Raw genomic sequence first — 22,032 nt, forward strand, 5'->3', positions numbered from 1 at the left:
CACCAGCGGGTCTTGGGGCTTGTAAACCCTCTCCGTCTTCCACTCGAAGAAGACGAGATCCCCCACCTTGGCGTTGCACTCGTGCGGGACGACTGCGGCGTTCCGCCACTTGGTCACGTGCCACCGGAGGTGGTCCGCGACCAAGCATCGTCAGGCACGTCAGTAGGCTTACGCGGTACCGGCGTGAGCTGGGACCAAGCGTCGCTCTTGGGATCGCGGGCGAGTCAGACTCAGTGGACCCCGTGTGGACCACAGCCCCCGTACGGCGCCCGGTCCCGGTACGCTGTACCCGCTCCGCCCCTGGTGGGCGGGCGAGGTGGGTTGCCCGAGCGGCCTAAGGGAACGGTCTTGAAAACCGTCGTGGCGCGAGCCACCGTGGGTTCAAATCCCACACCCACCGCGCAGGTGAACGGCCCCTGACCGGGTGAAAAGGTCGGGGGCCGATCCCATCGGCCCATCCATTCGGGCATTCGGGCGGGACGGGGGTGATGGGTCGACGAGACAGCGGCCGCCGTGTCGGGTCCGGCCACCGCTGCGACCGTGCTCGTACGTTCCGCCTCGGGAGGAGCCCCGATCATGCACGCCCATCTGACCACGGGAGACTGGTGGCTCATCGCGGTCGGCGTCACCGTCGTCTACCTGGCCGCGATGTACTGGTGCATGCCCACGCCGAAGGCGAAGCGGCGCATGCTCGTCGCCCCGCTGGCCGGCTGGGTGTTCCTGCTGCCCAACGCCGTGGTGAAGGGCTATTCCGTCTCGCACACCCTGTACTTCTACAGCTGTGCCCTGGTGATGTTCGTCGTCATGCTGGTGCCGGTGGCGAGAAGGGTCGCGTCCGACATCGCGGAGCAGGAGGAGAAGCCCTGGGCCAAGGTGCCCCTCAACACCTTCTCCTTGTACTGGATGGCCGGGTCGGCCACGGGGTGCATCGCGGGAGTGGTCTACCTCTGGCCGTTGCTCGCCTAGCCGGCGGGGGAAGATCTTGCCGGCGCCGCCCGTCTCACGGCCGGTGCCCGGTCAGCCGGGCCGCTGACGCGATCGTGGCGCGGGCCTCGCGTTCGGTCAGGCCGGTCTCGCGGGCGGCGGCCACCAGGGGGTCGGCCAGGGCGGGCCCGATGCCGTTCTCGTAGGCGCGGCAGGCGGCCCAGAACAGGCGGGTGTTGCGCTGTCCCTCGTGCGCGGCGAGCACGAACTGGACCAGCCCCTGTCCGTGGCCGCCCACTGCCGGACGGGTGGGGTGGGGCGCGCGGGGCGGGGGGAGCAGGAGCCGCAGGAGGGACGGCGGGCAGGAGGCCGGGGCGAGGTCGGCGGTGCCGGGCGCGGCGGTGTAGACGCCGTGGTCGGTGCGGGAACCGGGGCCGACGAGGTAGCCGCCGGCGCCCCGGATGTCGATGCCGGGGGCGAGCCGGCCGGCCGAGTTCGGTACGACGGTGTCGGGCGGGCCGGTCAGCCAGAGGTGGCGGCCGCCGCTCGGGGTGAGGACGACGACCGTCTCCGGGATCGTGAACAGATGGCGCAGGGCCAGTTCCCGCAGGGCGGCCGAGGAGTCCGTGCCGGACTTCGTGTCCAGGTCGACGCCGATCAGGTGGTACGGGGGCAGCCCGCAGGCGATGCCGTAGCCGGTGGCCCAGGGAGCGGCGGCGAAGAGCTCGCGGATGCGGACGGGGTCGGTGGAGGCGTCGTACACGCCATGGCCGAAGCGGCCGCACTCGCCGTGGCAGGGGCGCCCCGGCGGATTGGGGTCGTCGCGGTGCGGGGAGCGCAGGGCCGGGAGTTTCGTCCGGGACAGGGGGATCACGGCCAGTCCGCGTTCTGCGGCTGACAGCGCGTGTGCGAGGGCCAGCGTCGTGGCCTGCCGGTCGATGGTGGCCATGCCTCCATGTTCGTACAGGTGTTCGAAAATGGGAAGGGCGGGCAGTCGCGGCGCGCCGGTACGGGCCGGATCGGCCGGAAGGGTGGCGGAACGATTCACCCCTTGTATGGCTTGAAGCCGAGATGTCAGGTGAGGCATGGATCCGGGGTGAATGCAACCAAAGGTGGCGATAGGGGTTTATCGACTTGTCATCACGCTTGCGTGCGAATCGCGGCTTCCAGGACGGTTCGCCGGGGATCCGGTGGGCAACTCTGGAGGCGCGACGTCGTCCACGACAGTCAAGGCGGTCGGCCAACCGCCCTGACACCAGCCGTAGTTCACGTACCACCGGCCCTAGGGCCGCAGAGTGCTTGGTTCTGGAGGAACACATGGCAAGCATCCGTACCGCCCGCGTTCTCGCCGCAGTCTCCGCTCTCCCGCTCGCAGCCGCCCTCTTCGCCGGCGTAGCGACGGCGGACAACGGCGCCCTCGCGGACGACGGATCGAACTCGGGCGTGGCGGCCGTCCTCGGCAGCGGGGTCGGCGACGACAACAACGGCAACTCGTCCACCACGAACCAGAACGCGGCCGGCTCCGGCGCCTCGAACCAGAGCAACACCGCCCAGGTCAACGGCTCCGCGTTCACGGCCATCCGGCAGGGCAACGAGAACATCGACGTCAACTTCACCCAGCTCTGGTGAGCCGGGGGCGAGGGTCCTCCTGAGGAGGGCTCCCGCGGGGTGTGCTTCGGGGTCGCAACACGTCGGCGCGGCGGTGCTTCGGTGCCGCCGCGTCGGCGTTCCCCGGTCCGGGGTGACCTGACCGGCCTGCCGGAGACGGACGCGGTGGCCCGCCGGTTCCGGCGCACCTCCGGGCTCGGCCCGGACGGCATCGACTGGGCGGGGATGCGTCACCCGCACGGCATGAACGGCAGCGTGGAGGCGGTGCGCCAGCTGCGGTGAACGGCCGTGCACCAGGTCCCGGGGGTCGCCCGCACCCCGGCGACGGCCGGCACCGGGGTGCCGGCATCCGGGCTGGTCCTGACGGGGGACGGCTGACCTCCTCAGGGTCGTACCCGCAGACCGGGCACACCCGCACTCCACCTTCAGGAGGTGGAGGCAGCCCCACCCCTACAACCTGAGGGGGACTCGCCTTCGGGACCTGCGGCCGATCCGCGCCGTGGGCCGCACTCCTAGCGTGGAGTCATGACCACACCCGTCTGCACCAGCGCCTCGGCCGCCGCCGCACCCGGGCGGCGGACTCCCGCCTACCCGTCGTTCGCGTCGTACGTGCGGGCCCGTCAGCCGGTCCTGCTGCGCACCGCGCGCTCGCTGACCGCGAACCCGAGCGACGCCGAGGACCTGCTGCAGACCGCGCTCGCCAAGACCTATGTGGCCTGGGAGCGGATCGAGGACCAGCGGGCGCTCGACGGCTATGTGCGCCGGGCGCTGCTGAACACCCGGACCTCGCAGTGGCGCAAGCGCAGAGTGGACGAGTTCTCCTGCGACGAGCTGCCCGAGCCGGAGCCCGTGACCGGCGGCGACGACCCGGCCGAACGCCAGGCGCTGCGCGACGCGATGTGGCGGGCCGTCCTGCGGCTGCCGGCCCGGCAGCGGGCGATGGTGGTCCTGCGGTACTACGAGGACCTCAGCGAGGCCCAGACCGCCGAGGTGCTCGGCGTGTCGGTGGGCACGGTGAAGTCGGCGGTGTCCCGCGCGCTGGGCAAGCTGCGCGAGGACCCCGAACTGGAGCTGGCCCGCTAGCCGTTACCCGGGCGCCGACGGCCCGGCCGGACTCCCTCCTCCCCCGCCGCAGGCCCCCAGGTCGCGCTTCCCCCTCCCCTGCTACAGGCCCCCCGGGCCGCGCTTCCCCCTTCCGCCGACCGGGATTTCCTCCCCCTCAGTGACACACCCCCTAGTGACATACCGCGTGGTATGTGCGCAGAATCAGCGCACCCCCCTACTACCGCGTAGGCAATGTCGCCCGGGAGGAACGCCGTGCTGGCCACCATGCAGGACGTACCGCTGCTGATCTCCAGGATCCTGACCCACGGGTCGACGGTCCACGGCTCGTCGCGGGTGACCACCTGGACCGGGGAACCGGAGCCCCAGCGGCGCACCTTCGCCGAGATCGGGGCCCGCGCCGCCCAGTTGGCACACGCCCTGCGGGACGAGCTGGGCGTGACCGGCGACGACCGGGTCGCCACGCTCATGTGGAACAACGCCGAGCATGTCGAGGCGTACTTCGCGATCCCGTCCATGGGCGCGGTGCTGCACACGCTCAACCTGCGCCTGCCGGCCGAGCAGTTGGTGTGGATCGTCGACCACGCGGCCGACAAGGTCGTCCTCGTCAACGGCTCGCTGATCCCGCTGCTCGCGCCGCTGCTGCCCAAGCTGCCCACCGTCGAGCACATCGTCGTGTCCGGGCCCGGCGACCGCGCCCCGCTCCAGGGCGCCACCGCCCGGGTGCACGAGTACGAGGAACTGCTCGCCGGCCGCCCGACCGGTTACGACTGGCCCGAGCTGGACGAACGCCGGGCCGCCGCCATGTGCTACACCTCCGGCACGACCGGCGACCCCAAGGGCGTGGTCTACAGCCACCGTTCCATCTACCTGCACTCCATGCAGGTCAACATGGCCCAGTCGATGGGCCTGACCGACCAGGACACCTCCCTCGTGGTCGTCCCGCAGTTCCACGTCAACGCCTGGGGCCTGCCGCACGCCACCTTCATGACCGGCGTCAACATGCTGATGCCGGACCGCTTCCTGCAGCCCGCCCCGCTCGCCGAGATGATCGAGCGCGAACGGCCCACCCACGCGGCGGCCGTCCCGACCATCTGGCAGGGCCTCCTCGGCGAGCTGCACGCCACACCCCGTGACGTCTCCTCCCTCACCCAGGTCACCATCGGCGGCTCCGCCTGCCCGCCCTCCCTCATGGCGGCCTTCGACGAGCTGGGCATGCGGGTCTGCCACGCCTGGGGCATGACGGAGACCTCCCCGCTCGGCACGGTCGCCCGCCCGCCGGCCCACGCGGCGGGCACCGACGAGGAGTTCGCCTACCGCCTCACCCAGGGCCGCTTCCCGGCCGGCGTCGAGGCCCGCCTCACCGGCCCCGGCGGCGAACGCCTGCCCTGGGACGGCGCGTCGGCGGGCGAGCTGGAGGTGCGCGGCCCCTGGATCGCGGGCGCGTACTACAACGGCCCCGACGCCGAACCGCTGCGCCCCGCCGACAAGTTCAGCGAGGACGGCTGGCTGAAGACCGGAGACGTCGGCACCATCTCCCCCGACGGCTTCCTCACCCTCACCGACCGCGCCAAGGACGTCATCAAGTCCGGCGGCGAATGGATCTCCTCCGTCGAGCTGGAGAACGCGCTGATGTCCCACCCGGACGTCGCCGAGGCCGCCGTGGTCGCCGTACCGGACGAGAGGTGGGGCGAGCGCCCGCTGGCCACGGTCGTCCTGCGGCCGGGCGCGACCGCCGACTTCGAGACCCTGCGCGCCTTCCTCGCCGAGGAGGGCCGCATCGCCAAGTGGCAGCTCCCCGAGCGCTGGACGGTCGTCGAGTCGGTACCGAAGACGAGCGTGGGCAAGTTCGACAAGAAGGTGCTGCGCCGGCAGTACGCCGACGGGCGCCTGGACGTCACCCGGCTCTGAGAACCCCTGCGGGGCTCTGAGAACGCCTGCGGGCCGCCCCCCGGAAGGGGAGGCGGCCCGCGGACCGCTCGTCGGACACAGGGGCGCTAGTTCGTGCCGATCCGGGCCAGCAGGTCCACGATCCGCGACTGCACCTCACCGCTGGTCGACCGCTCGGCGAGGAACAGCACGGTCTCGCCGGAGGCCAGCCGGGGCAGGTCGGCCGGGTCGACGGCGGCGGTGTAGACGACCAGCGGGGTGCGGTTGAGCTGCCCGTTCGCCCGCAGCCAGTCGACGATCCCGGCCCGTCGGCGGTGCACCTGCATCAGGTCCATCACCACCAGGTTCGGCCGGAACTGCCCCGCCAGCGTCACCGCGTCGTTGTCGTTCGCGGCCCGCGCCACCTGCATCCCGCGCCGCTCCAGCGTCGCGGTCAGCGCCAGCGCGATCTCCGCGTGCTCCTCGATGAGCAGCACCCGCGGAGGATGCTGCTCGCTGTCCCGGGGAGCCAGCGCCTTCAGCAGTACGGCGGGGTCGGCGCCGTACGCCGCCTCGCGCGTCGCCTGCCCCAGCCCGGCCGTGACCAGCACCGGGACCTCGGCGGCCACGGCGGCCTGACGCAGCGACTGCAACGCCGTCCGCGTGATCGGTCCGGTCAGCGGGTCCACGAACAGCGCGGCGGGGAAGGCCGCGATCTGGGCGTCGACCTCCTCGCGCGAGTGCACGATCACCGGCCGGTAGCCACGGTCGCTCAGCGCCTGCTGGGTCGTCACGTCCGGCGCGGGCCACACCAGCAGCCGGCGCGGGTTGTCCAGCGGCTCCGGGGGCAGCTCGTCGTCCAGCGGCTGCGGACGCGGGGTGTCCGCCACCTCCACGGCCCCGCCGGGACCGTCCAGCGGCTCCGGCCCCTCGGCGGCATCGGGCCCCGGGGCGCCTATGGCGTACGACCGCCCGCCCCCCTCGGTACCCTGCGCCGGCCGCGCCTGCCCACCGAGCGAGGGCTGCGGCACGGGTGCCGGGGCGGTGGGCGAGGGGTGCGGCGGGGTCGGCTGCCCGGCGAGCGAGGTCTGGCCGCCGAGTGACGGTTGTCCGGCCGGCGCGGGGTGCGCGGGCGCGGGCTCGGCGGACGGGTGCGGCCGGGCCGCCTGGTCCGGCCGGGGCTCCTGGCCGGCGGGTGCCGGCTCGGGACGCGTGCCCAGCTTGCGCCGCCGGCCCGAACCGCCCGGCGCGTGCGGCGGCGGGGTCGCCGTCGGCTGCTGCACCTGGGCGGCCTGCCGCGCGAACGGCACGCCCTGCCCGAGCGTACGGACGCTGATCGCCCGCCCCTGCGTCGAGTCCGGGTCGACGGGGGCGCCACCGGCGGCTTCGGCGGGCAGCGGCATCGCGACCCGCTGCGGCCGGCCACCGGCGGGAACCCCGGCACCGGAGGTGTCCCCGGAGCCGGGCCATTGCTGCGGGACGGCGGCGGCGGGGGTGCCGGGGGCCGGGCTGGGGGTTCCCGTGCCGGAGGTGTCGTCGGCGCCCGGCCACTGCTGCGGGACGCCGGGCGGCACGGGCGCGGCTTGGGCCCCCTGCGCCCCCGCGGGCACCTGACCCGCGGCTGCCTCGGCCGGCAGCGGCAGCGCACCCGGGGACGCCACCGGAGTACCGGCGGCCGGGGTGCCCGGCTGCGCGACAGCGAGGTGGGGAGCGGTGCCCTGGCCCTGCGGGGCCTGGCCGGGCGTGCCATGGGCGGGCGTGCCATGGGCGGGCGTGGCCGGGGCCGGTGCGGCGGGGGCGGGTGCGGGCTGACCAGCGGCGACAGGGGCGGGCGTGCCGTGGGCGGGAGCGAGGTGGCCCGGCGTACCCGGGGCCGGTGCGGCCGGTCGGCCTCCCGCTGCCGGCTGGCCCGGGGCGGTGGTGCCGGGCTGGGCGCCGGGGCCCGCAGGCACGGCACCCTGCGCCTGGGCGGCGGGCTGCCCGGCCGGGGGAACGGGACCGGCCTGGACGGGGCTGCCCTGCCCGGCCGCCCCCTGCGCCGGATCGCTGTGCGCCGGGATCCCCTGACCGGGGGCCGGCGGTACGGCCGTACCCTGCGGGACCTGGCCGGAAGCGGCCGACGCCGGAAGGGGCTGCGGCGGTGTCTGCCCGGTCGCGGGCGTCATCGCCCGGGCGGCCTCGGCGGGCTGGGCCACGGCCCGGCGGCGTCGGCCGGTCGGTGCGCTGGTGGGATGCGGCTGCGGCGGGGTGTGGTCCTCGGCCTGGTCGAGCGGTACGGCGTCGTGCCGGCCGTCATCACCGGGGATGCCCTCGACGGACACCGGCATCTGGGCGGGAACCTGCACCTGACCGGGCAACGGCCCTGCACCGGCCACCGGACCGGGGACGCCGGTCCGCCCGCCGACGGCGGGACCCGCACTGGGCGCACCGGGGGCACCGGGGACGGCTGGGGCTACGGCACCTGCACCGGGGACGGCCGGGGCCACGGCACCGGGAGCCAAGGGGGCGCCGGCGTCGGTGCCGGAGGCTGCCGGCGCACCGGCACCTGGGGCGACGGGAGTCCGGGCACCGGGAGCGACGGGGCCACCGGCGGGAACGCCGGCAACGGGAGCGACGGGGCCACCAGCAGGGACACCGGCGTGCGGGCTGACAGGAGCACCGGCGTCAGGGCCGGCGGGAACTCCGGCGCCCGGAGCCACAGGAGCCCCCGTCCCCGGAGCCACCGGCATTCCGGCGCCCGGAGCCACAGGAGCCCCCGTCCCCGGAGTCACCGGAACCCCGGCACCCGGAGCCACAGGGACCCCCGTACCCGGCCCCGTACCCGCACCGCCACCCGGCGGCACCGGCACGGCCACACCCGCGCCCGTACCCATGGCCTCGGCCGCACCACTCTCCGGGCCCGGGGTGTCCGGGGACCGGTCCGCCTCGGCCGGCGGCAGGGCGAAGACCGTACGCGCGCCGCCCGCCTCCTGCGCCGCGGCCCGCTCCGCCGCCGCGGCCAGCGCCCGTCGGCGCCGTCCCGTCGGCTGCGCGCCCTCGGCCGGAACCGCCTCGCCACCCTGTGCCGGCACCACGGAGGCACCCTCGGCCGGAACCGCCCGCGCACCCGGCTCGCCGCCCGCCGCCGGAAGCGCCGGAGGCAGCGCGGCCTGCGGGGCACCGGAGTCGCGGCGGGCGCGTCGGCCCGTCGGCACGGGCACGCCCTGCGGCGGCACGGTGCCACCGAGTCCCGTACCGGAGGCGGCGGCCCCCGCGCCCTGTTCGGCCGAGGTCACCACGGACCCCTCGGACACGCCCTCGGCGTTGCCCTCACCGGCACCGGCACCGGCGTTGTCCGCGGGCCGGCCGCGGCGGCGTCCGGTCCCGCCGGACGCGGTCTCCGTGCCCTCGGCCGGGACGGGGGCAGCCTCCTCGGCGGGGGCGGCGGCACGCCGCCGGCGCCGTCCGGTCGGCGCGGGCGCCTCCGTGTCACCGGCGTCACCCGCGCCGGCCACGTCACTGTCCAGGAAGGCGTCCGTGGAGGCCCGCCGGGCCCGCCGCCGGCCGCCGGCGGGGCCCTGCCCCGCCGTACCGGCGTCGTCCTCGCCGCCCTCACCACCGTCCGGCACCCGCACCGCGACCGGCGCCTCGGCGGCACCGGCCGCCCCCGCGGCCCCTGCCGCGACCGCGCCCGCCCCGCCGCCGAGCGGTACTTCGAGCACGTACGCGCTGCCGCTCATGCCCGGCACCTCGTGCGTCTGGAGCACACCGCCGTGGGCCCGCACGATCCCGCGCACGATCGGCTCGTGCACCGGGTCCCCGCCGGCGTACGGGCCGCGCACCTCGATCCGCGCGACCTCACCGCGCTGCGCGGCGGCCACGACGACGGTGTTGTCCAGGTAACCGCCCGCCGAGACGGGCGTGTTGCCGGTGGCGTCGACCCCGGCGACGTCCGCGACCAGGTGCGCGAGCGCCGTGGCGAGCCGCTGCGGGTCGACCTCGGCCTCGATGGGCGGAGCGTGGACGGCGAACTGCACGCGCCCCGGCCCGATCAGCTCGACGGCCCCGTCCACACCGGCGGCGACGACGGCGTCCAGCATGACCTTCGTACGGGTGATGTCCTCGGTGCCCGCGTCCAGCCGCTGGTACCCGAGGACGTTGTCGATGAGGGTCGTGATGCGGGAGTAGCCGGCCGAGAGGTGGTGGAGCACCTGGTTGGCCTCGGGCCACAGCTGCCCGGCGTCGTCGGCGGCGAGCGCGGACAGCTCGCGGCGCAGCTCGTCCAGCGGTCCGCGCAGCGACTGCCCGAGCAGCGTCAGCAACTGTTCGTGCCGCCCGGCGAGGGCCTCGTACCTGTCCTTCTCCCGCTCGGCGAGCGCCGCGTACCGCTCCTCGCCCGCCGCCAGTTCCTCCGTGTGCTTCTCGCGCAGTTCCTCGACCTCGGTGACGTGCTGCTGGCGCAGCGCGGTCAGGTCGGAGGCGTGTTCCTCGGAGAGCCGTTCCAGCTCCTCGGCGTGCGCCTTCTCCAGCGCGGCCTTCTCCTCCACCAGCGCGTCGTACGGCCGCCGGTCGGTGAAGGTCATCACGGCGCCGACGAGCTGGTCGCCGTCGCGCACCGGTGCGGTGGTCAGGTCGACCGGCACCTTCTGGTCGCCCTTGGACCACAGCACCTGCCCGCGCACCCGGTGCTTGCGGCCGGAGCGCAGGGTGTCGGCGAGCGGCGACTCGTCGTACGGGAAGGGCGAGCCGTCGGCGCGGGAGTGCAGCACCAGCGTGTGCAGCTCCTTGCCGCCCAGCTCACCGGCCCGGTACCCCAGTATCTGGGCGGCGGCCGGGTTGACGAGCACGATCCGTCCGTCGGTGTCGGTGCCCACGACACCTTCCGCCGCCGCCCGCAGGATCATCTCGGTCTGCCGCTGCGACCGGGCCAGCTCGGCCTCGGTGTCCACGGTCCCGGACAGGTCCCGGACCACGATCATCAGCAGCTCGTCGCCGGTGTAGCCGTAACCGTCGTACGCCTGCTGCCCGTTCTCCAGGTTCGCGCTGGTGACCTCGACCGGGAACTCGGTCCCGTCGGTCCGCCGCGCGACCATCCGGGTCGGTTTGGTCCGTCCCGTGGGATCCATGTGATCGGGCCGCCGCATGGAGCCGGGGATGAGCCGGGAGTCGAACTCGGGCAGCAGATCGAGCAGCCCGCGCCCCACGAGAGCCGTACCGGGCGTCTCGAAGGCCTCCAGCGCGATGGTGTTGGCGTTGACGACGGTTCCGTTGGCGTTGACCAGGACCAACGCGTCCGGCAGCGCGTCGAGTATGGCTGCGAGGCGAGCAGCGCCTCGGGATGGCCTGCTGCTCACGAGACGCCTTCCTCCCTGTTACCGCACCTTGCCGACCGCTCGGGCCATCTTGCCAACCGGCCCGCGACGTGTCACGCGAGGGAGTCTAAGGGCACGGGTCGCGCTCGGGGCGCCGGATGAGAGGGAGGTCCCACGAGGAAGTGACGGCGAACGCGTGACCGTATGCGCCGGCTCCCCGAGTCCTCCCCGGGACCTTTACGGAACCAATGCGTCCGCCCACCGCCCGCTACGCCGGCCCGCCCATGCGCGGCAGCAGCGGCACCATCCGGTCCCACCGCCCGATCTCGCACCCGTCGCCGCGGTCGTACGAGGCGTCGACCGGGCGGCCGGCCCACGTCCCGGTGACACGGGCGGTGGCCGGGCCGCCGTAGAGCATCGTGCAGGTGGTGCCGTCAGGAACAGGCGCGAAGGGATCGCGCCCCCACCGCGTGTGCGCGTCGAGCACCCGGCAGGCCTCGGCGACGTCCGGATGCCGCCCGGCACTGGGGTGGCAGCGCACCTCGTACGTCCCGTCCCGCCTCGCCCCGGCGTGCCGGACCACGACGGTGAGGTGATCACCCTGGTCATCCGGCCGGACGGGCGGCGGCACGGCGCCGGCCGCGGCGGCGGGCACGGCGGTGAGGGGGACGAGGGAAGCGGCGGCGGAGAGCGACGCGAGCAGAAGGCGCCGTCCGGCGCCCGGCAGCACGGAATCCATACCCCTTCCAACGCGTCCCCGCCCCGGACGTTGCGCCCCGCCGGGGGAGAAGCCCTTTGCTCTGCGGCCCAGGTGCCTAGTACCGTGGGGGGCGATTGGTGACGCGGTGCTCGACTGTGTCATCATCTGCACGCACCACTCGCGCGCTCGCGTGAGCGGTTGTGCTGGAGGCGTCGCCTAGTCCGGTCTATGGCGCCGCACTGCTAATGCGGTTTGGGCCTTAAAGCCCATCGAGGGTTCAAATCCCTCCGCCTCCGCCCTCATCCCGAAGCCCCGGTCCCCAGGACCGGGGCTTCGGCGTTCCCCGGCCCCTGCCGCCTCCTCGCCCCCTGCCGACGTTTCCGCAGGTCACAAGGGGTATGCGGATCGGATTTCACATGACGGCGGCAGTCATGTAATGTTCTTCCTGTCGCCGCGAGCGGGCCGAAAGGGCCGGGAGCGGGGGCAAAACAAAAGAACAAGCACTCGTAGCTTAACGGATAGAGCATCTGACTACGGATCAGAAGGTTGCAGGTTCGAATCCTGCCGAGTGCGCACAGACGAGAGGCCCCGGAGAGATCCGGGGCCTCTTGCGTTTCAGGGGCGTACAGCAGTCAAGTGCAGCGACCGCATCAGCCGGCGCCGTCCATGGCATCGGAAGGCTTTCGGCGCGACGATCGTCGGCCCGCCGTCGGCCAGGGGGGTGAGGGGTGGGCCGATGCGCCCTGGGGGCTCCGGCGTGTCATCGAGCCGGGCCGAGTACCTCGTCGGCGCTGCGTGGCTCGGTCCGCGGCTGCTGGTTGAGCTTGTGGCGTGTGATGGAGGAGTGTCGGTAGACCTCTTTGCGGGCCCGCATGATGTTGCCCAGAGGGGCGTGCTCGGCGGTGACCCTCCAGGGTGTGAAGGACAGTGAGTCCATCTTCGCCAGGTTCTCCGGGCCGGAGATGTCCTGCTGCGGGAGCCGCAGCCTGGCCACGGTGACGGACGGCGACAGTCGCTCGGGCCACTCCACGGTGGTGTCCTCCACCGGCATGCGTTCCAGGTCGGTGCAGAGCTGGACCTGGATGTCGAAGGCGTAGGGCCGCTCCCGCAGCTCGGCCTGGAGGGCCGGTCGGAACACCTCCTGCGCGGAGGACGGGTCGATGGTGCGCCGGGTCACCGCTGCGGCACGGTCCGGGTCGGGAGTGATGCGCACCTTGGCGATGTAGTCGCCGTGCCTGACGGCGCCCATCGTCCAGTAGCTCGACAGGAGCACGTTCGCCGGAGGGGTCTTCGACAGGCGGAGGAAGGCCAGGAACTCGTCCCATGCCCAGTCGTCCTGGTCCAGCGTTCCCTTGCCGGTCACGAACTCGGTGAAGAAGCGGTGGGCGCCGGGCCGGCCCTGGGAGAAGTAGGCCGGCGCGTCGAGGAACAGCTCCTGGATGAAGAGGTAGTGCTCGACCGTGTTGCAGAAGAAGACCGGGCCGTTGATGTTGGCGTAGTCGAAGGTGCCCGTGTCCGGTTCGTCTTCCAGCAGGGTCGGGCCGGGGATGTCGAACAGCTTCAGTGCCAGTCCGGTGGCGGCGCCCAGTCGCGCGTCGGCTCCGGCGTGCGGCGAGCCGTTGGAGAAGCGGATGAGCGCGTCGTGGGTTCCGGGCGTCGCGTAGATGCCCTGGGCGTACTCGGGGGGCAGCCCGTCCAGGATCTCGACCTCCCCGCGGACCAGTCCGTACCCCTTGGCGTGGGCGTCGCGCAGGGCCTGTCCGGTGCCACCCGCCTGGATGGATTCGGCGATGTAGTTCTCGGTCTTCTCGATCACCGTCTGCACGTGCCGGTCGAAGTCCGGGTCCTGCACCTCGACGTCAGGCGTGTAGGGGACGAACTGTGCTGCCATGACTTCGACCTCTCCTCGGAGAGCGAGATCGGACCGCAGGGATGGGGTTTCCCGTCAGCCCTCCAGTTCGGCGAGCCAGCGCAGGGCGCGCAGACCCGGTACGAAGCAGTACTCGCCGCCGCGGGTGACCACGAAGCTGGGCAGGTTCCGCAGGCGGCGCCGGACCGGCTTGCCGGGAATGGTGACGCTGCCGGTTCCGTCGTGATGGCCGGCCACCGGGTCCTGCTCGCCGGGGTAGCCGATGAAGTTGCCGTCGTTGACCCATTCGGACTTGATGAACTCGAACTGACGTTCGAGATGGGCCCCGATGAAGACTCCCACCAGGCCCCGGTCGGCACCGTCGTCCTCCAGCACGCCCTCGGGCAGCGGCGGACCGTAGGTGGTGCCGCGGCGGATGATCCGGTGCATCCGCGCGTCGCCGATGATGGTGGCGTCGCGGGGGTTGTTCCGGCGGATGTGCGCGCCGGCGGGGCATCGCAGGCCGCGGTCGTCGTTCTCCCGGTACAGGAAGTTGTTGACGCGCTGCGGGTCCGCGGCCAGTTCGGGGTCGTCGTGCTCCGGCGTCAGCGTCAGCGGTGCGCCACTCGGCCAGCGGCCGATCATTTTCGCCGCCAGGAGTGCTTCCTCCTCGGCGTCGGAACTGTTGGCACGCAGATACCGGCGCCAGGCCGCCACGTTGGTGTGGATCTTGCGAACGGCCACGTAGGTTCCGTTGCGTCCCAGCACATCGGGTCTGGGCATGGGCGGCAGATTGCCGGTCTCGTCCGGATAGCCGAGGATGAACTCGCCGGCCTTGATGGGGGCTTCCTGCGGATTGGAGCCGGGCAGTCCGACCCCTTCGATGTTCGGATGGCTGATGCCGTCCCGGAAGCCGAAGGTGGTGCGTCCGGTCGGAAGCTGGTGGACGTCCTGTTCCCAGATCACCTGCACACCGGGGGTTGCCTGATAGGCGACTCGGGCCTCCTCCAGTGCCCGTCCGAGTCGCGCCGCGTCCGAGGCGAGGGCGCTCAACGCGATGTGGACGTCGCCCGTCCCGAACGGTTTCTCCCAGTGGGACGGGGCGTTCTCGCCCACATCACCGATCAGTTCCGCCCGGGCGGCCATGCCCTCACGGAACGCCCGCGGAAAACTGTCCAGCGACTCCTGCGGCACCCCGAGCGCCCTCAGTCCCTGATAGGTGAACGCCACGGCCACCCAGGCGTCCCGGCTCCGGTCCACGTCCGGCAGGCCGCCCGAGGTCAGCGGGAGCAGCCGCCGCAGCAGGGCACGCCCGGCGTGGCGGTCGTCGACACGCAGGAAGACGAACTTCCCCTCGTAGGGGACGGGTCGCGGGCGCAGCGCCCCGCTCTGGACGTCCTCGACCTCGACGCGTACACCGGTCGCGCTGCCACTGTCTGCCGTACTCATGATCGTATGCGCCTCCGCATCGGTCGCTGTCCTGACAGCCCCGCAGCGGCGGGTCCGCGCCCGCTGACGCGCTTCCCCGAAGGGGCCTCGGCTCTGCGGGACAGCCGTGCCCGGGATCTAGGCCGAGGCTTCTTCCAGCAGCTTCTGGAAGGCAGGCGTGTTCACCAGGTCCGCGTTGGCCGGGTTCTCCAGTGCCGCGCGGAACTCGGCGGTGTCCAGCACCTCTTCGAACGCCTCCTCCACGCGGTGGTCCTTGTAGATCTGCTGAACGGTCAGATCGGGATAGGCGCTGACGAAGACACCCGCGGGCGCCTGGTGAGCGATGAACCAGTCCTTCGCCCCGGGATCCTTGACGCCGGGGAACCCCACGCTGTGCGAGAAGACCTTGTCGAAGCGCTCCCCGACCACCGTCTTGGCGAAGTCGTCGATGTACGCGTCCCACGAGCCGTCGAAGACGCTGGCGAACATGAACCGGGTGTCGTTGTCGAAGATCACGTGCCGGGCGTCATGCAGGGTGCCGATCTGGCGCAACGCCGCGTGGACCCTCTCGTCCTCCGCCGCGTCGGCCATCGCGGCGAGATCCTCCCGCAACGCGTCCGCATGGCCGGGCTTGATCTCGGTGAACACGGTGAACTCGCTGCAGACCCCGTCCGATCTGCCCGGACGCTCGGGGTGGGCCGACTGGTTCGCTTGTGCCGTTGCAGTCATCGGGAGACTCCCCTGCCACGGATCGGGGTGAGGGTCACCAAGCACCCGAACGCGGGGCACCATCGCCCTCACCAGTCCATGTTCGCCACAGATGCGCGGCCTCGCACCTCGGCAGACGCGGCGCGAGCCGATGCTGCCGAGGACAGATCGAGCCGGGCGCAGGAAGATGGGAGTGGGCCGTGCGTGCCGGGCACGGGGTCGTCAACCTTCCCGGTCCGCCGTTTCCCCGAGGCCGCGAAGCCGCGGCGCGACCTTTGCACAAGAACCCCTCGCGCCGGGCAGGCGGCCGGGGCACTCGCCTCCCCCAACGGTCCATTGCTCAACGGGATCGCCACCCTGACCCCAGCTGGAGGCAGCCATGGGCGCAGTTCTCGGTGACGTGCTGGGTTTCGCGGCCGGTGTCGCGGTCAGCCCGCTTCCGGTCATCGCCGTCATCCTCATCCTGGCCACGCCCCGGGGACGTCTCAACGGAATCCTCTTCACCGTCGGCTGGCTCCTCGGACTGTCGGCACTGGGCGCCGTGATGCTGGCGATCGCCTCCCCGGCGGGTGCCTCGGCGCACAAGCACCCGGCCACCTGGGTGGGAGCCCTCAAGCTCGCGCTCGGCCTGCTCCTCCTCCTCTTCGGCGCCCGTCAGTGGCGGCGGCGCCCGAAGGATCCCTCGCAGGCGAAGCTGCCGAAGTGGATGGGCGCCATCGACCGCCTGACGCCGGTCAAGGTCTTCGGACTCGGCACGGCCCTGGCCGCGCTCAACGCCAAGAACGCCCCGCTGACCATCGCCGCGGGAGCCGCGATCGGCTCGGCCGGCCTTCCGGTCGGGCAGCAGATCGCATCACTTGCGATCTTCGTCGTGATCGCCACGCTCGGCCTGCTGGTCCCGCTCGGCGTCTTCCTCCTCGGCGGAGCACGGGCCAGGACCACGCTCGGGAACTGGAAGGACTGGGCAGCTCAGCACAATGTCGCCGTGATGGCGGTCCTGTTCTTCGTTCTGGGGCTGAAACTGCTGGGGGACGGCATCTCCGTCATCACCTCCTGACGGGCCGGCCCCGGCGCTTCGCGGCCGAGTGCCCCGGGGTCAGCACTCCTCGGCCGGGTCGTTGCGGTTCAGCTTCTCCAGGTATTCGTGGGCCAGGGCCGTGGCGCGGGTGAACCAGTCGGTGATGATCGCGAGTTCCTCCGGGGAGTAGTCGGAGAAGAGGACCGTCAGGCGCTTGTAGTGGCCCGCGTACACCGCCTCGACGCGGCTGACGGCGTCCGGTACGGCGGCCACGCGGACCCGGCGGCGGTCGGTGGGGTCGGGGCGGCGGGTGACGTAGCCGGCGCGTTCGAGGCGGTTGAGGATGCCGGTCACCGCACCCGTGGTGACGTGGGCGCGGGCCGCGAGGTCGCCCGCCGTCAGCAGTTCGTCGCCGGCCTCCAGGACGAAGGCGAAACAGGTCAGGTCGGTGACGTTCAGTCCGAGCCGCCGGGCCAGCTCCTGCTGTCCGATGAGGTGGGCGGCGATGAGGTGGTCCATCGCCGACAGCGCCTGGGCCGGGGTGGCGGGCGGGCGCGGCGTGCCGTGCATCTTTCGTAATCCCTTAGTTCGTGAGATATTCGGAGTGTAAATTTCTTAGCCCGTGAGGGAACTGGGTCGTCCCCTGGAGGCGGTTCCATGAGTCTGTACGACGAGGGTCACACGATCGCCGGCTGGACCGGCGTCGCCATCGCGACCGCGGGCAGCGCCGTGGTGGGGCTGGGGGTCTGTACGGCCTCGCTCCCCGTGGTCGGTGCCGGGCTGGCCGTGGTGGCGGTGAGCGTCCTGGTGACCTGGGCCCTGCACCTGTCCGGCTGGGGCAAGCCGCCCGGGGTGCGGCCGCGCGAACAGTGGGGCATGCGGGTCCGGGACGCGCAGGCGCGGCAGGGGCACGCGGAGTGCGTCGGGTGCCGGCTGGCGGGGCGGGGGCGGAAGTGGTCGGCCGGGGAGCCGGGCTCGGTCTCGGCCTCTGCGCCGGCCTCGGTCTCGGGCTCCGTCTCGGCCTCGGCGCCGGGTGCGATTCCTGCCGAATCGATCCCTCTGTCCCCTGTCGAGTGAACGAGCTTTCTTCGAACGGCAGTTGCCGATCGCCGACCCTGGCTTCCGGGGTGGAGGTGATGCTCGATGAACGAGCAGAACGACACCCCGTCGGAGCAGCCGACGGGAGCGAAGCAGGTTCGCGGCCACGGGGGCGCGGGTGCGGAGGCTGACGACGCCGGACGGGGAGCACTGGTTCCCGGCGGTGGGCGTGGCGAGCAACCTGGGGTACGCAAACACGCGGCAAGCCTTGTTGTGGCATGTTGCACCGCACTGTCATCAGTCGCTTGAGGATCTTGCACGAAGCGTCCATGGAGCAGACGCCTTGCGCAAAATTGCAGGTCACGGGCTCAAGAAGTCGATGCGGATGGTGAATCTCCGTGGCCTCATCGCGCTCGTCAACGCCTGCACGAGGCTGGAGTGCCGCCTCTTCAAGAGCTGGGTCTGCGAGGTCATCGAGACCATCCAGTGCGACGGCTCCTACTCCCTCGACCCCGCCCCCGTACAACCCGCCCCGGGCGGCACCACCGCCTACCTGATGCCCCAGCAGGTCGCCGACGCGATCGTCCGGCTGGAGGAGCGGAACATCCGGGCGGACGAGGAGCTGGCGGTCGCGCAGATCGAGCGGATCGAGCAGATGCGTCTGGCCAACGAGCACCTGGGGCGCGTCACCGATCAGCTGGGCCGTACCGACGCACAGCTCGGTCGGGTCGACGACCACCTCGGTTCCCTCGCCGGCCGTGCCGGTGGTGTGCACGACGTGCTCGGGCGGATCGCCGACACCCTCGATCTCATCGCCGACCGCCTGCGGCCGCCCGGCCCCGTCCGCTCGGCGGTGACCCCTCAGCAGCTCCTCGCGACCTGGCGGGCGAAGAACCTCGTCGTGACCGAGGACGTGCGCGCCGTGGCCGCTTACCTCGCCCCGGCGCTGGTGCGCGGGCCGGTGCACTGCCGGCTGGAGGAGGTCGCGGAGCGGACCGGGCTCGCGCTCGACCGGGTGCACGACTGCGTGCGCATGCTGATCAAGCGGGGCTGCATGCGCCAGTCGGGAGTGGGGGCCGGGGGGATGCCGGTGTACGTGCTGCCGTAGCAGCGCACCGGAGGAAGGCCCGAAGCCGCAAAACGGAGTTGCGGCTTCGGGCCGTCGCCAACCGTACCCCCACCCGTCGCCCACAGCCGTTGTCAGACCCACCCTCTACCCTCACGAGTGATGGCACAGGTCTGGAAGTGCGCGGGACTGCGGTGGGCGGCGGGCGGTCCGGTGCTGGAGTGGGACGGCGGGCGGCGCAGTGCGCTGCCCCGGGGGAAGCGGGTCGCCTTCGCGGTGCCGGAGGGGGGACGGCGTACGTGTGTGGGGGCGCGGGGGCACGTCTGTCCGGTGCGGGCCGCCGTGCCGGGGCGGAGTACGGGGGCCCGGTGCGAGGAGTGCGCGCGGCTGGACCGGGCGCACTCCGTGGCCGCCGACACGATCGCCGACGATCCACGGCCGTACCGCGTGTATCTGGCGTGGTTCGGGCCGGGGATGGTGAAGGTCGGCATCACCGCCGTCGAGCGGGGGCCGGCGCGGCTGCTGGAGCAGGGCGCGGTCTGTTTCAGCTGGCTCGGTACCGGCCCGCTGATGGCCGCCCGGCGGACCGAGGAGCTGCTGCGCGCCGCGCTGCGGGTGCCGGACCGGATTCCGTACGCGGAGAAGCGTGCGGTGCGCTCGGCGTTGCCGGGGACGGAGGCGGAGCGGGCCGCCGAGGTGCGCGAACTGCACGCGCGGGCCGTCGCGCTCGCCGGGTGGCCGGAGTCCCTGCGGCCCGAGCCCTGCGAAGTGGTCGACCACGTCGGGGTCTTCGGGCTCGGTGCGGGGCCGGACGCGTTCGGGGAGGTGGTTGAACTCGTTCCCGGCGGGGGTGTGAGCGGTGAGCTGGTCGCGGTCGCCGGACCCGATCTCCATCTGGCGGCCGGCGCTCGCGGGGTCGTCGTGCTGGACACGCGGCTGATGACCGGCTGGGAGCTGGCGCCGCCGGAGTCGGTGGCGGCCGGATGCGCCTTTCCCGTGCGGGAGTTCAGGAGGGAACCGGACGGGTTGTTCTGACCCGGGTGCTCCCTGAGGAACGCCTGTGCGTTTCTCAGGGAAATCACAGATTCGTGAAAGCGTGTTCTCAGAGGGCACCGACAAGGTGTCCAGCATGACCACGACCTCGCCCCAGGGGCGCACCGAACTGCTGAGGCCGGACGGGAGCCCCGTCCGCGTGCTGGTGGTGGACGACGAGATGTCGATCACCGAACTGCTGAGCATGGCCCTCCGTTACGAGGGCTGGCAGATCAGGAGTGCGGGGGACGGGCAGGGGGCCATCCAGACGGCCCGTGAGTTCCGGCCCGACGCCGTCGTGCTCGACATGATGCTGCCGGACATGGACGGGCTGAGCGTCCTCGGCCGGCTGCGGCGCGAGCTGCCCGATGTGCCTGTCCTCTTCCTCACCGCCAAGGACGCGGTGGAGGACCGTATCGCCGGGCTCACCGCCGGCGGGGACGACTACGTCACCAAGCCGTTCAGTCTCGAAGAGGTCGTCGCACGGCTGCGCGGGCTGATCCGCCGGTCGGGGGCCGCCGACCGGCGGTCCGACTCCGTGCTCGTCGTGGGCGATCTGACCCTGGACGAGGACAGCCACGAGGTGTCGCGGGGCGGGGAGAACATCCATCTGACCGCCACCGAGTTCGAGCTGCTGCGCTTCCTCATGCGCAACCCCCGGCGGGTGCTGAGCAAGGCGCAGATCCTGGACCGCGTGTGGTCGTACGACTTCGGCGGGCAGGCCAATGTGGTCGAGCTGTACATCTCCTATCTGCGGCGGAAGATCGACGCCGGTCGGGAGCCGATGATCCACACCCGGCGGGGGGCCGGTTATCTGATCAAGCCCGCCGCGTCATGAGCGGGCGGCGACGGACGGGTCCGCAGCGGCGGCGGAGGCGACGGGCCGGACAGCCGCGCACGCTGCGGACGCGGCTCGTCGTCGCGTCCGTGACGCTGATCGCCGTGGTGTGCGCCGTGATCGGCACGGTCACCACGCTGGCGCTGCGCTCGCACCTGTACGAACAACTGGACGGGCAGGTGGCGGAGGCCGGCAAGCGCCTGTCGGGACCCGTGAAGCCCGGCGGCATGAGCGACTCCGGGCTGACGGACCGGCTCACCGGGTTCGTCAAGGGGCCGACGCAGCGGCAGACCATCGCCGCCGACGTCGGGCCCGACGGCACGGTCACCCGGGCGGTCATCGCCAAGCAGGCCCCTGACGACGGCCCGTTCCAGCGCAACATCGCCGTCGCCCTCAGCGACGAGCAGAAGGCCGCCCTGAACAAGGTGCCCACCACGGGCACGCACACCGTCGTCATCCCGGGCCTGGGTGAGTACCTCGCGCGGTACGTCACCGGAGCCGAGGGCACCTACTACGTCGCCCTGCCGACCGAGACGGTCGGCAACACGATCAACACGCTGATCCTCGTCGAGATCAGTGTCACCGCCGCCGGTCTCGTCGCCGCCGCCATCGCGGGGTACGTGCTCGTCGGCGTCGCCACCCGCCCCCTCCGCAAGGTCGCCGCCACCGCCACCCGGGTGTCCGAACTCCCCCTGCACAGCGGCGAGGTGAACCTCAGCGAGCGGGTCCCGGAGGCGGAGTGCGATCCGCACACCGAGGTCGGGCAGGTCGGTGCCGCGCTCAACCGCATGCTGGACCACGTCCACGGCGCCCTGCACGCCCGGCAGCGGAGCGAGACGCGGGTACGGCAGTTCGTCGCCGACGCCAGTCACGAGCTGCGGACGCCGCTCGCCTCCATCCGGGGGTACGCCGAGCTCACCCGGCGCGGCCGGGAGCAGGTCGGCCCCGACACCCGGCACGCGCTGGGACGGATCGAGTCGGAGGCGGGTCGGATGACCCTGCTGGTGGAGGATCTGCTGCTGCTCGCCCGGCTGGATGCCGGGCGGCCGCTGCGGTTCGAGCAGACCGATCTCGTACCGCTCGTCGTGGACACCGTCAGCGACGCCCGCGCGGCCGGCATGGACCACGTCTGGCGGCTCGAACTGCCCGACGAGCCCGCGCCGGTGTCGGCGGACGCGGCCCGGTTGCAGCAGGTGCTGGTCAACCTGCTGGGCAACGCCCGCAATCACACCCCGCCCGGTACGACGGTCACCGCGCGGGTGCGGCGGCGCGGGCCGTGGATGTGCGTGGACGTCGAGGACAACGGGCCGGGGATCCCGGCGGAGCTGCTCCCGCACGTCTTCGAGCGGTTCGCCCGCGGGGACTCCGCGCGCTCGCGCGCCACCGGGTCCACGGGGCTCGGGCTCGCGATCGTGCAGGCGGTGGCGGCCGCGCACGGCGGTACCGTCACGGTGGACAGCGTCCCCGGCCGCACGGTGTTCACCGTGCACCTGCCCGCCCTCGGCCCGGCCGTGCCCCGGCCGGAGCCCGGAACGAGCGGACGATCGGACTCACAGGCACAGCACAGTGCCACCACATGGGTGCGACAGGGCAGTTGAGAA

General features: G+C 72.7%; 17 protein-coding genes, 3 tRNA genes and 1 pseudogene. 14 read left to right on the top strand and 7 right to left on the bottom strand.

What is annotated here, in order from left to right; translation table 11 throughout:
• Window positions 1–315: 315 nt before the first annotated feature.
• Together ACH4LD_RS21755 and ACH4LD_RS21760 are read left to right on the top strand one after the other, a co-directional pair.
• Window positions 316–400 (top strand) — tRNA-Ser (locus ACH4LD_RS21755).
• A 176-nt stretch (window positions 401–576) separates the two neighbouring features.
• Window positions 577–966, top strand: a complete 390-nt coding sequence (locus ACH4LD_RS21760) for a hypothetical protein (protein WP_398054901.1) — start codon at window positions 577–579, stop codon at window positions 964–966.
• Window positions 967–1,000: 34 nt separating this feature from the next.
• Here ACH4LD_RS21760 and ACH4LD_RS21765 read toward each other — a convergent pair whose 3' ends face one another.
• Window positions 1,001–1,873 (bottom strand): bifunctional DNA primase/polymerase, encoded by an 873-nt coding sequence (locus ACH4LD_RS21765; protein WP_398054902.1) that lies wholly within the window; start codon window positions 1,871–1,873, stop codon window positions 1,001–1,003.
• A gap of 368 nt (window positions 1,874–2,241) precedes the next feature.
• Between ACH4LD_RS21765 and ACH4LD_RS21770 the strand changes: the two genes are divergently transcribed.
• The 4 genes and pseudogenes from ACH4LD_RS21770 to ACH4LD_RS21785 all read left to right on the top strand — a co-directional run bounded on the left by ACH4LD_RS21770 (window position 2,242) and on the right by ACH4LD_RS21785 (window position 5,505).
• The gene (locus ACH4LD_RS21770; protein WP_103813649.1) at window positions 2,242–2,553 is read left to right on the top strand and encodes a hypothetical protein; all 312 of its coding nucleotides are present in this window, start codon (window positions 2,242–2,244) and stop codon (window positions 2,551–2,553) included.
• A 210-nt stretch (window positions 2,554–2,763) separates the two neighbouring features.
• Window positions 2,764–2,910: pseudogene (locus ACH4LD_RS21775) on the top strand (lipid-transfer protein); the annotation flags it as partial.
• 147 nt (window positions 2,911–3,057) lie between these two features.
• Window positions 3,058–3,615 carry a SigE family RNA polymerase sigma factor gene (locus tag ACH4LD_RS21780; RefSeq protein ID WP_398054903.1) on the top strand — a complete coding sequence of 186 codons (558 nt, stop codon included), beginning with the start codon at window positions 3,058–3,060 and terminating at the stop codon, window positions 3,613–3,615.
• A 213-nt stretch (window positions 3,616–3,828) separates the two neighbouring features.
• Window positions 3,829–5,505, top strand: coding sequence for a long-chain fatty acid--CoA ligase (locus ACH4LD_RS21785; protein ID WP_398054904.1), 1,677 nt, complete (start codon window positions 3,829–3,831; stop codon window positions 5,503–5,505).
• 86 nt (window positions 5,506–5,591) lie between these two features.
• On the opposite strand, the gene ACH4LD_RS21790 is transcribed toward ACH4LD_RS21785, so the two are convergent.
• Together ACH4LD_RS21790 and ACH4LD_RS21795 are read right to left on the bottom strand one after the other, a co-directional pair.
• Window positions 5,592–10,796 carry a PAS domain-containing protein gene (locus tag ACH4LD_RS21790; RefSeq protein WP_398054905.1) on the bottom strand — a complete coding sequence of 1,735 codons (5,205 nt, stop codon included), beginning with the start codon at window positions 10,794–10,796 and terminating at the stop codon, window positions 5,592–5,594.
• Window positions 10,797–11,022: 226 nt separating this feature from the next.
• Complete coding sequence (locus ACH4LD_RS21795; RefSeq protein ID WP_398054906.1) at window positions 11,023–11,493, bottom strand: SSI family serine proteinase inhibitor; 471 nt, start codon at window positions 11,491–11,493, stop codon at window positions 11,023–11,025.
• Window positions 11,494–11,659: 166 nt separating this feature from the next.
• Here ACH4LD_RS21795 and ACH4LD_RS21800 point away from each other — a divergent pair.
• Both ACH4LD_RS21800 and ACH4LD_RS21805 read left to right on the top strand, forming a co-directional pair.
• Window positions 11,660–11,750 (top strand) — tRNA-Ser (locus ACH4LD_RS21800).
• A 204-nt stretch (window positions 11,751–11,954) separates the two neighbouring features.
• Window positions 11,955–12,027, top strand: a tRNA-Arg gene (locus tag ACH4LD_RS21805).
• Window positions 12,028–12,214: 187 nt separating this feature from the next.
• Here ACH4LD_RS21805 and ACH4LD_RS21810 read toward each other — a convergent pair.
• The 3 genes from ACH4LD_RS21810 to ACH4LD_RS21820 form a co-directional block, all read right to left on the bottom strand.
• A complete protein-coding gene (locus ACH4LD_RS21810) occupies window positions 12,215–13,345 on the bottom strand; it encodes a catalase family protein (protein WP_398054907.1) in 1,131 nt (376 codons plus the stop codon).
• A gap of 54 nt (window positions 13,346–13,399) precedes the next feature.
• Window positions 13,400–14,752 (bottom strand): Dyp-type peroxidase, encoded by a 1,353-nt coding sequence (locus tag ACH4LD_RS21815; RefSeq protein ID WP_398054908.1) that lies wholly within the window; start codon window positions 14,750–14,752, stop codon window positions 13,400–13,402.
• Between the two features lie 117 nt (window positions 14,753–14,869).
• The gene (locus ACH4LD_RS21820; RefSeq protein ID WP_398054909.1) at window positions 14,870–15,460 is read right to left on the bottom strand and encodes a hypothetical protein; all 591 of its coding nucleotides are present in this window, start codon (window positions 15,458–15,460) and stop codon (window positions 14,870–14,872) included.
• Between the two features lie 358 nt (window positions 15,461–15,818).
• Here ACH4LD_RS21820 and ACH4LD_RS21825 point away from each other — a divergent pair, with 358 nt between their 5' ends.
• Window positions 15,819–16,496, top strand: coding sequence for a GAP family protein (locus tag ACH4LD_RS21825; RefSeq protein ID WP_398054910.1), 678 nt, complete (start codon window positions 15,819–15,821; stop codon window positions 16,494–16,496).
• 39 nt (window positions 16,497–16,535) lie between these two features.
• Here the strand turns inward: ACH4LD_RS21825 and ACH4LD_RS21830 are convergent, their stop codons facing one another.
• The gene (locus ACH4LD_RS21830; RefSeq protein ID WP_398054911.1) at window positions 16,536–17,027 is read right to left on the bottom strand and encodes a MarR family winged helix-turn-helix transcriptional regulator; all 492 of its coding nucleotides are present in this window, start codon (window positions 17,025–17,027) and stop codon (window positions 16,536–16,538) included.
• A gap of 87 nt (window positions 17,028–17,114) precedes the next feature.
• Between ACH4LD_RS21830 and ACH4LD_RS21835 the strand changes: the two genes are divergently transcribed.
• From ACH4LD_RS21835 to ACH4LD_RS21855, 5 genes are all read left to right on the top strand, one after another.
• On the top strand, window positions 17,115–17,534 hold the full coding sequence (locus ACH4LD_RS21835) for an HGxxPAAW family protein (protein ID WP_398054912.1): 420 nt from the start codon (window positions 17,115–17,117) through the stop codon (window positions 17,532–17,534).
• A gap of 190 nt (window positions 17,535–17,724) precedes the next feature.
• On the top strand, window positions 17,725–18,603 hold the full coding sequence (locus ACH4LD_RS21840) for a DNA-binding protein (RefSeq protein WP_398054985.1): 879 nt from the start codon (window positions 17,725–17,727) through the stop codon (window positions 18,601–18,603).
• 120 nt (window positions 18,604–18,723) lie between these two features.
• A complete protein-coding gene (locus ACH4LD_RS21845; RefSeq protein ID WP_398054913.1) occupies window positions 18,724–19,596 on the top strand; it encodes a DUF2797 domain-containing protein in 873 nt (290 codons plus the stop codon).
• Between the two features lie 94 nt (window positions 19,597–19,690).
• Window positions 19,691–20,431, top strand: a complete 741-nt coding sequence (locus ACH4LD_RS21850) for a response regulator transcription factor (RefSeq protein ID WP_165951592.1) — start codon at window positions 19,691–19,693, stop codon at window positions 20,429–20,431.
• Window positions 20,428–22,029, top strand: coding sequence for an ATP-binding protein (locus ACH4LD_RS21855; protein ID WP_398054914.1), 1,602 nt, complete (start codon window positions 20,428–20,430; stop codon window positions 22,027–22,029). Before ACH4LD_RS21850 ends, ACH4LD_RS21855 begins: the two co-directional genes overlap by 4 nt.
• Window positions 22,030–22,032 lie beyond the last annotated feature (3 nt).

Origin of the sequence: Streptomyces sp. NPDC017676 (assembly GCF_044329325.1) — a bacterium.
GTDB lineage: Bacteria > Actinomycetota > Actinomycetes > Streptomycetales > Streptomycetaceae > Streptomyces.

Coding starts and splice junctions, on each gene's coding strand:
- ACH4LD_RS21760 (WP_398054901.1), top strand. CDS start 577: ATGCACGCCCATCTGACCACGGGAGACTGGTGGCTCATCGCGGTCGGC.
- ACH4LD_RS21765 (WP_398054902.1), bottom strand. CDS start 1,873: ATGGCCACCATCGACCGGCAGGCCACGACGCTGGCCCTCGCACACGCG.
- ACH4LD_RS21770 (WP_103813649.1), top strand. CDS start 2,242: ATGGCAAGCATCCGTACCGCCCGCGTTCTCGCCGCAGTCTCCGCTCTC.
- ACH4LD_RS21780 (WP_398054903.1), top strand. CDS start 3,058: ATGACCACACCCGTCTGCACCAGCGCCTCGGCCGCCGCCGCACCCGGG.
- ACH4LD_RS21785 (WP_398054904.1), top strand. CDS start 3,829: ATGTCGCCCGGGAGGAACGCCGTGCTGGCCACCATGCAGGACGTACCG.
- ACH4LD_RS21795 (WP_398054906.1), bottom strand. CDS start 11,493: ATGGATTCCGTGCTGCCGGGCGCCGGACGGCGCCTTCTGCTCGCGTCG.
- ACH4LD_RS21810 (WP_398054907.1), bottom strand. CDS start 13,345: ATGGCAGCACAGTTCGTCCCCTACACGCCTGACGTCGAGGTGCAGGAC.
- ACH4LD_RS21815 (WP_398054908.1), bottom strand. CDS start 14,752: ATGAGTACGGCAGACAGTGGCAGCGCGACCGGTGTACGCGTCGAGGTC.
- ACH4LD_RS21820 (WP_398054909.1), bottom strand. CDS start 15,460: ATGACTGCAACGGCACAAGCGAACCAGTCGGCCCACCCCGAGCGTCCG.
- ACH4LD_RS21825 (WP_398054910.1), top strand. CDS start 15,819: ATGGGCGCAGTTCTCGGTGACGTGCTGGGTTTCGCGGCCGGTGTCGCG.
- ACH4LD_RS21830 (WP_398054911.1), bottom strand. CDS start 17,027: ATGCACGGCACGCCGCGCCCGCCCGCCACCCCGGCCCAGGCGCTGTCG.
- ACH4LD_RS21835 (WP_398054912.1), top strand. CDS start 17,115: ATGAGTCTGTACGACGAGGGTCACACGATCGCCGGCTGGACCGGCGTC.
- ACH4LD_RS21845 (WP_398054913.1), top strand. CDS start 18,724: ATGGCACAGGTCTGGAAGTGCGCGGGACTGCGGTGGGCGGCGGGCGGT.
- ACH4LD_RS21850 (WP_165951592.1), top strand. CDS start 19,691: ATGACCACGACCTCGCCCCAGGGGCGCACCGAACTGCTGAGGCCGGAC.
- ACH4LD_RS21855 (WP_398054914.1), top strand. CDS start 20,428: ATGAGCGGGCGGCGACGGACGGGTCCGCAGCGGCGGCGGAGGCGACGG.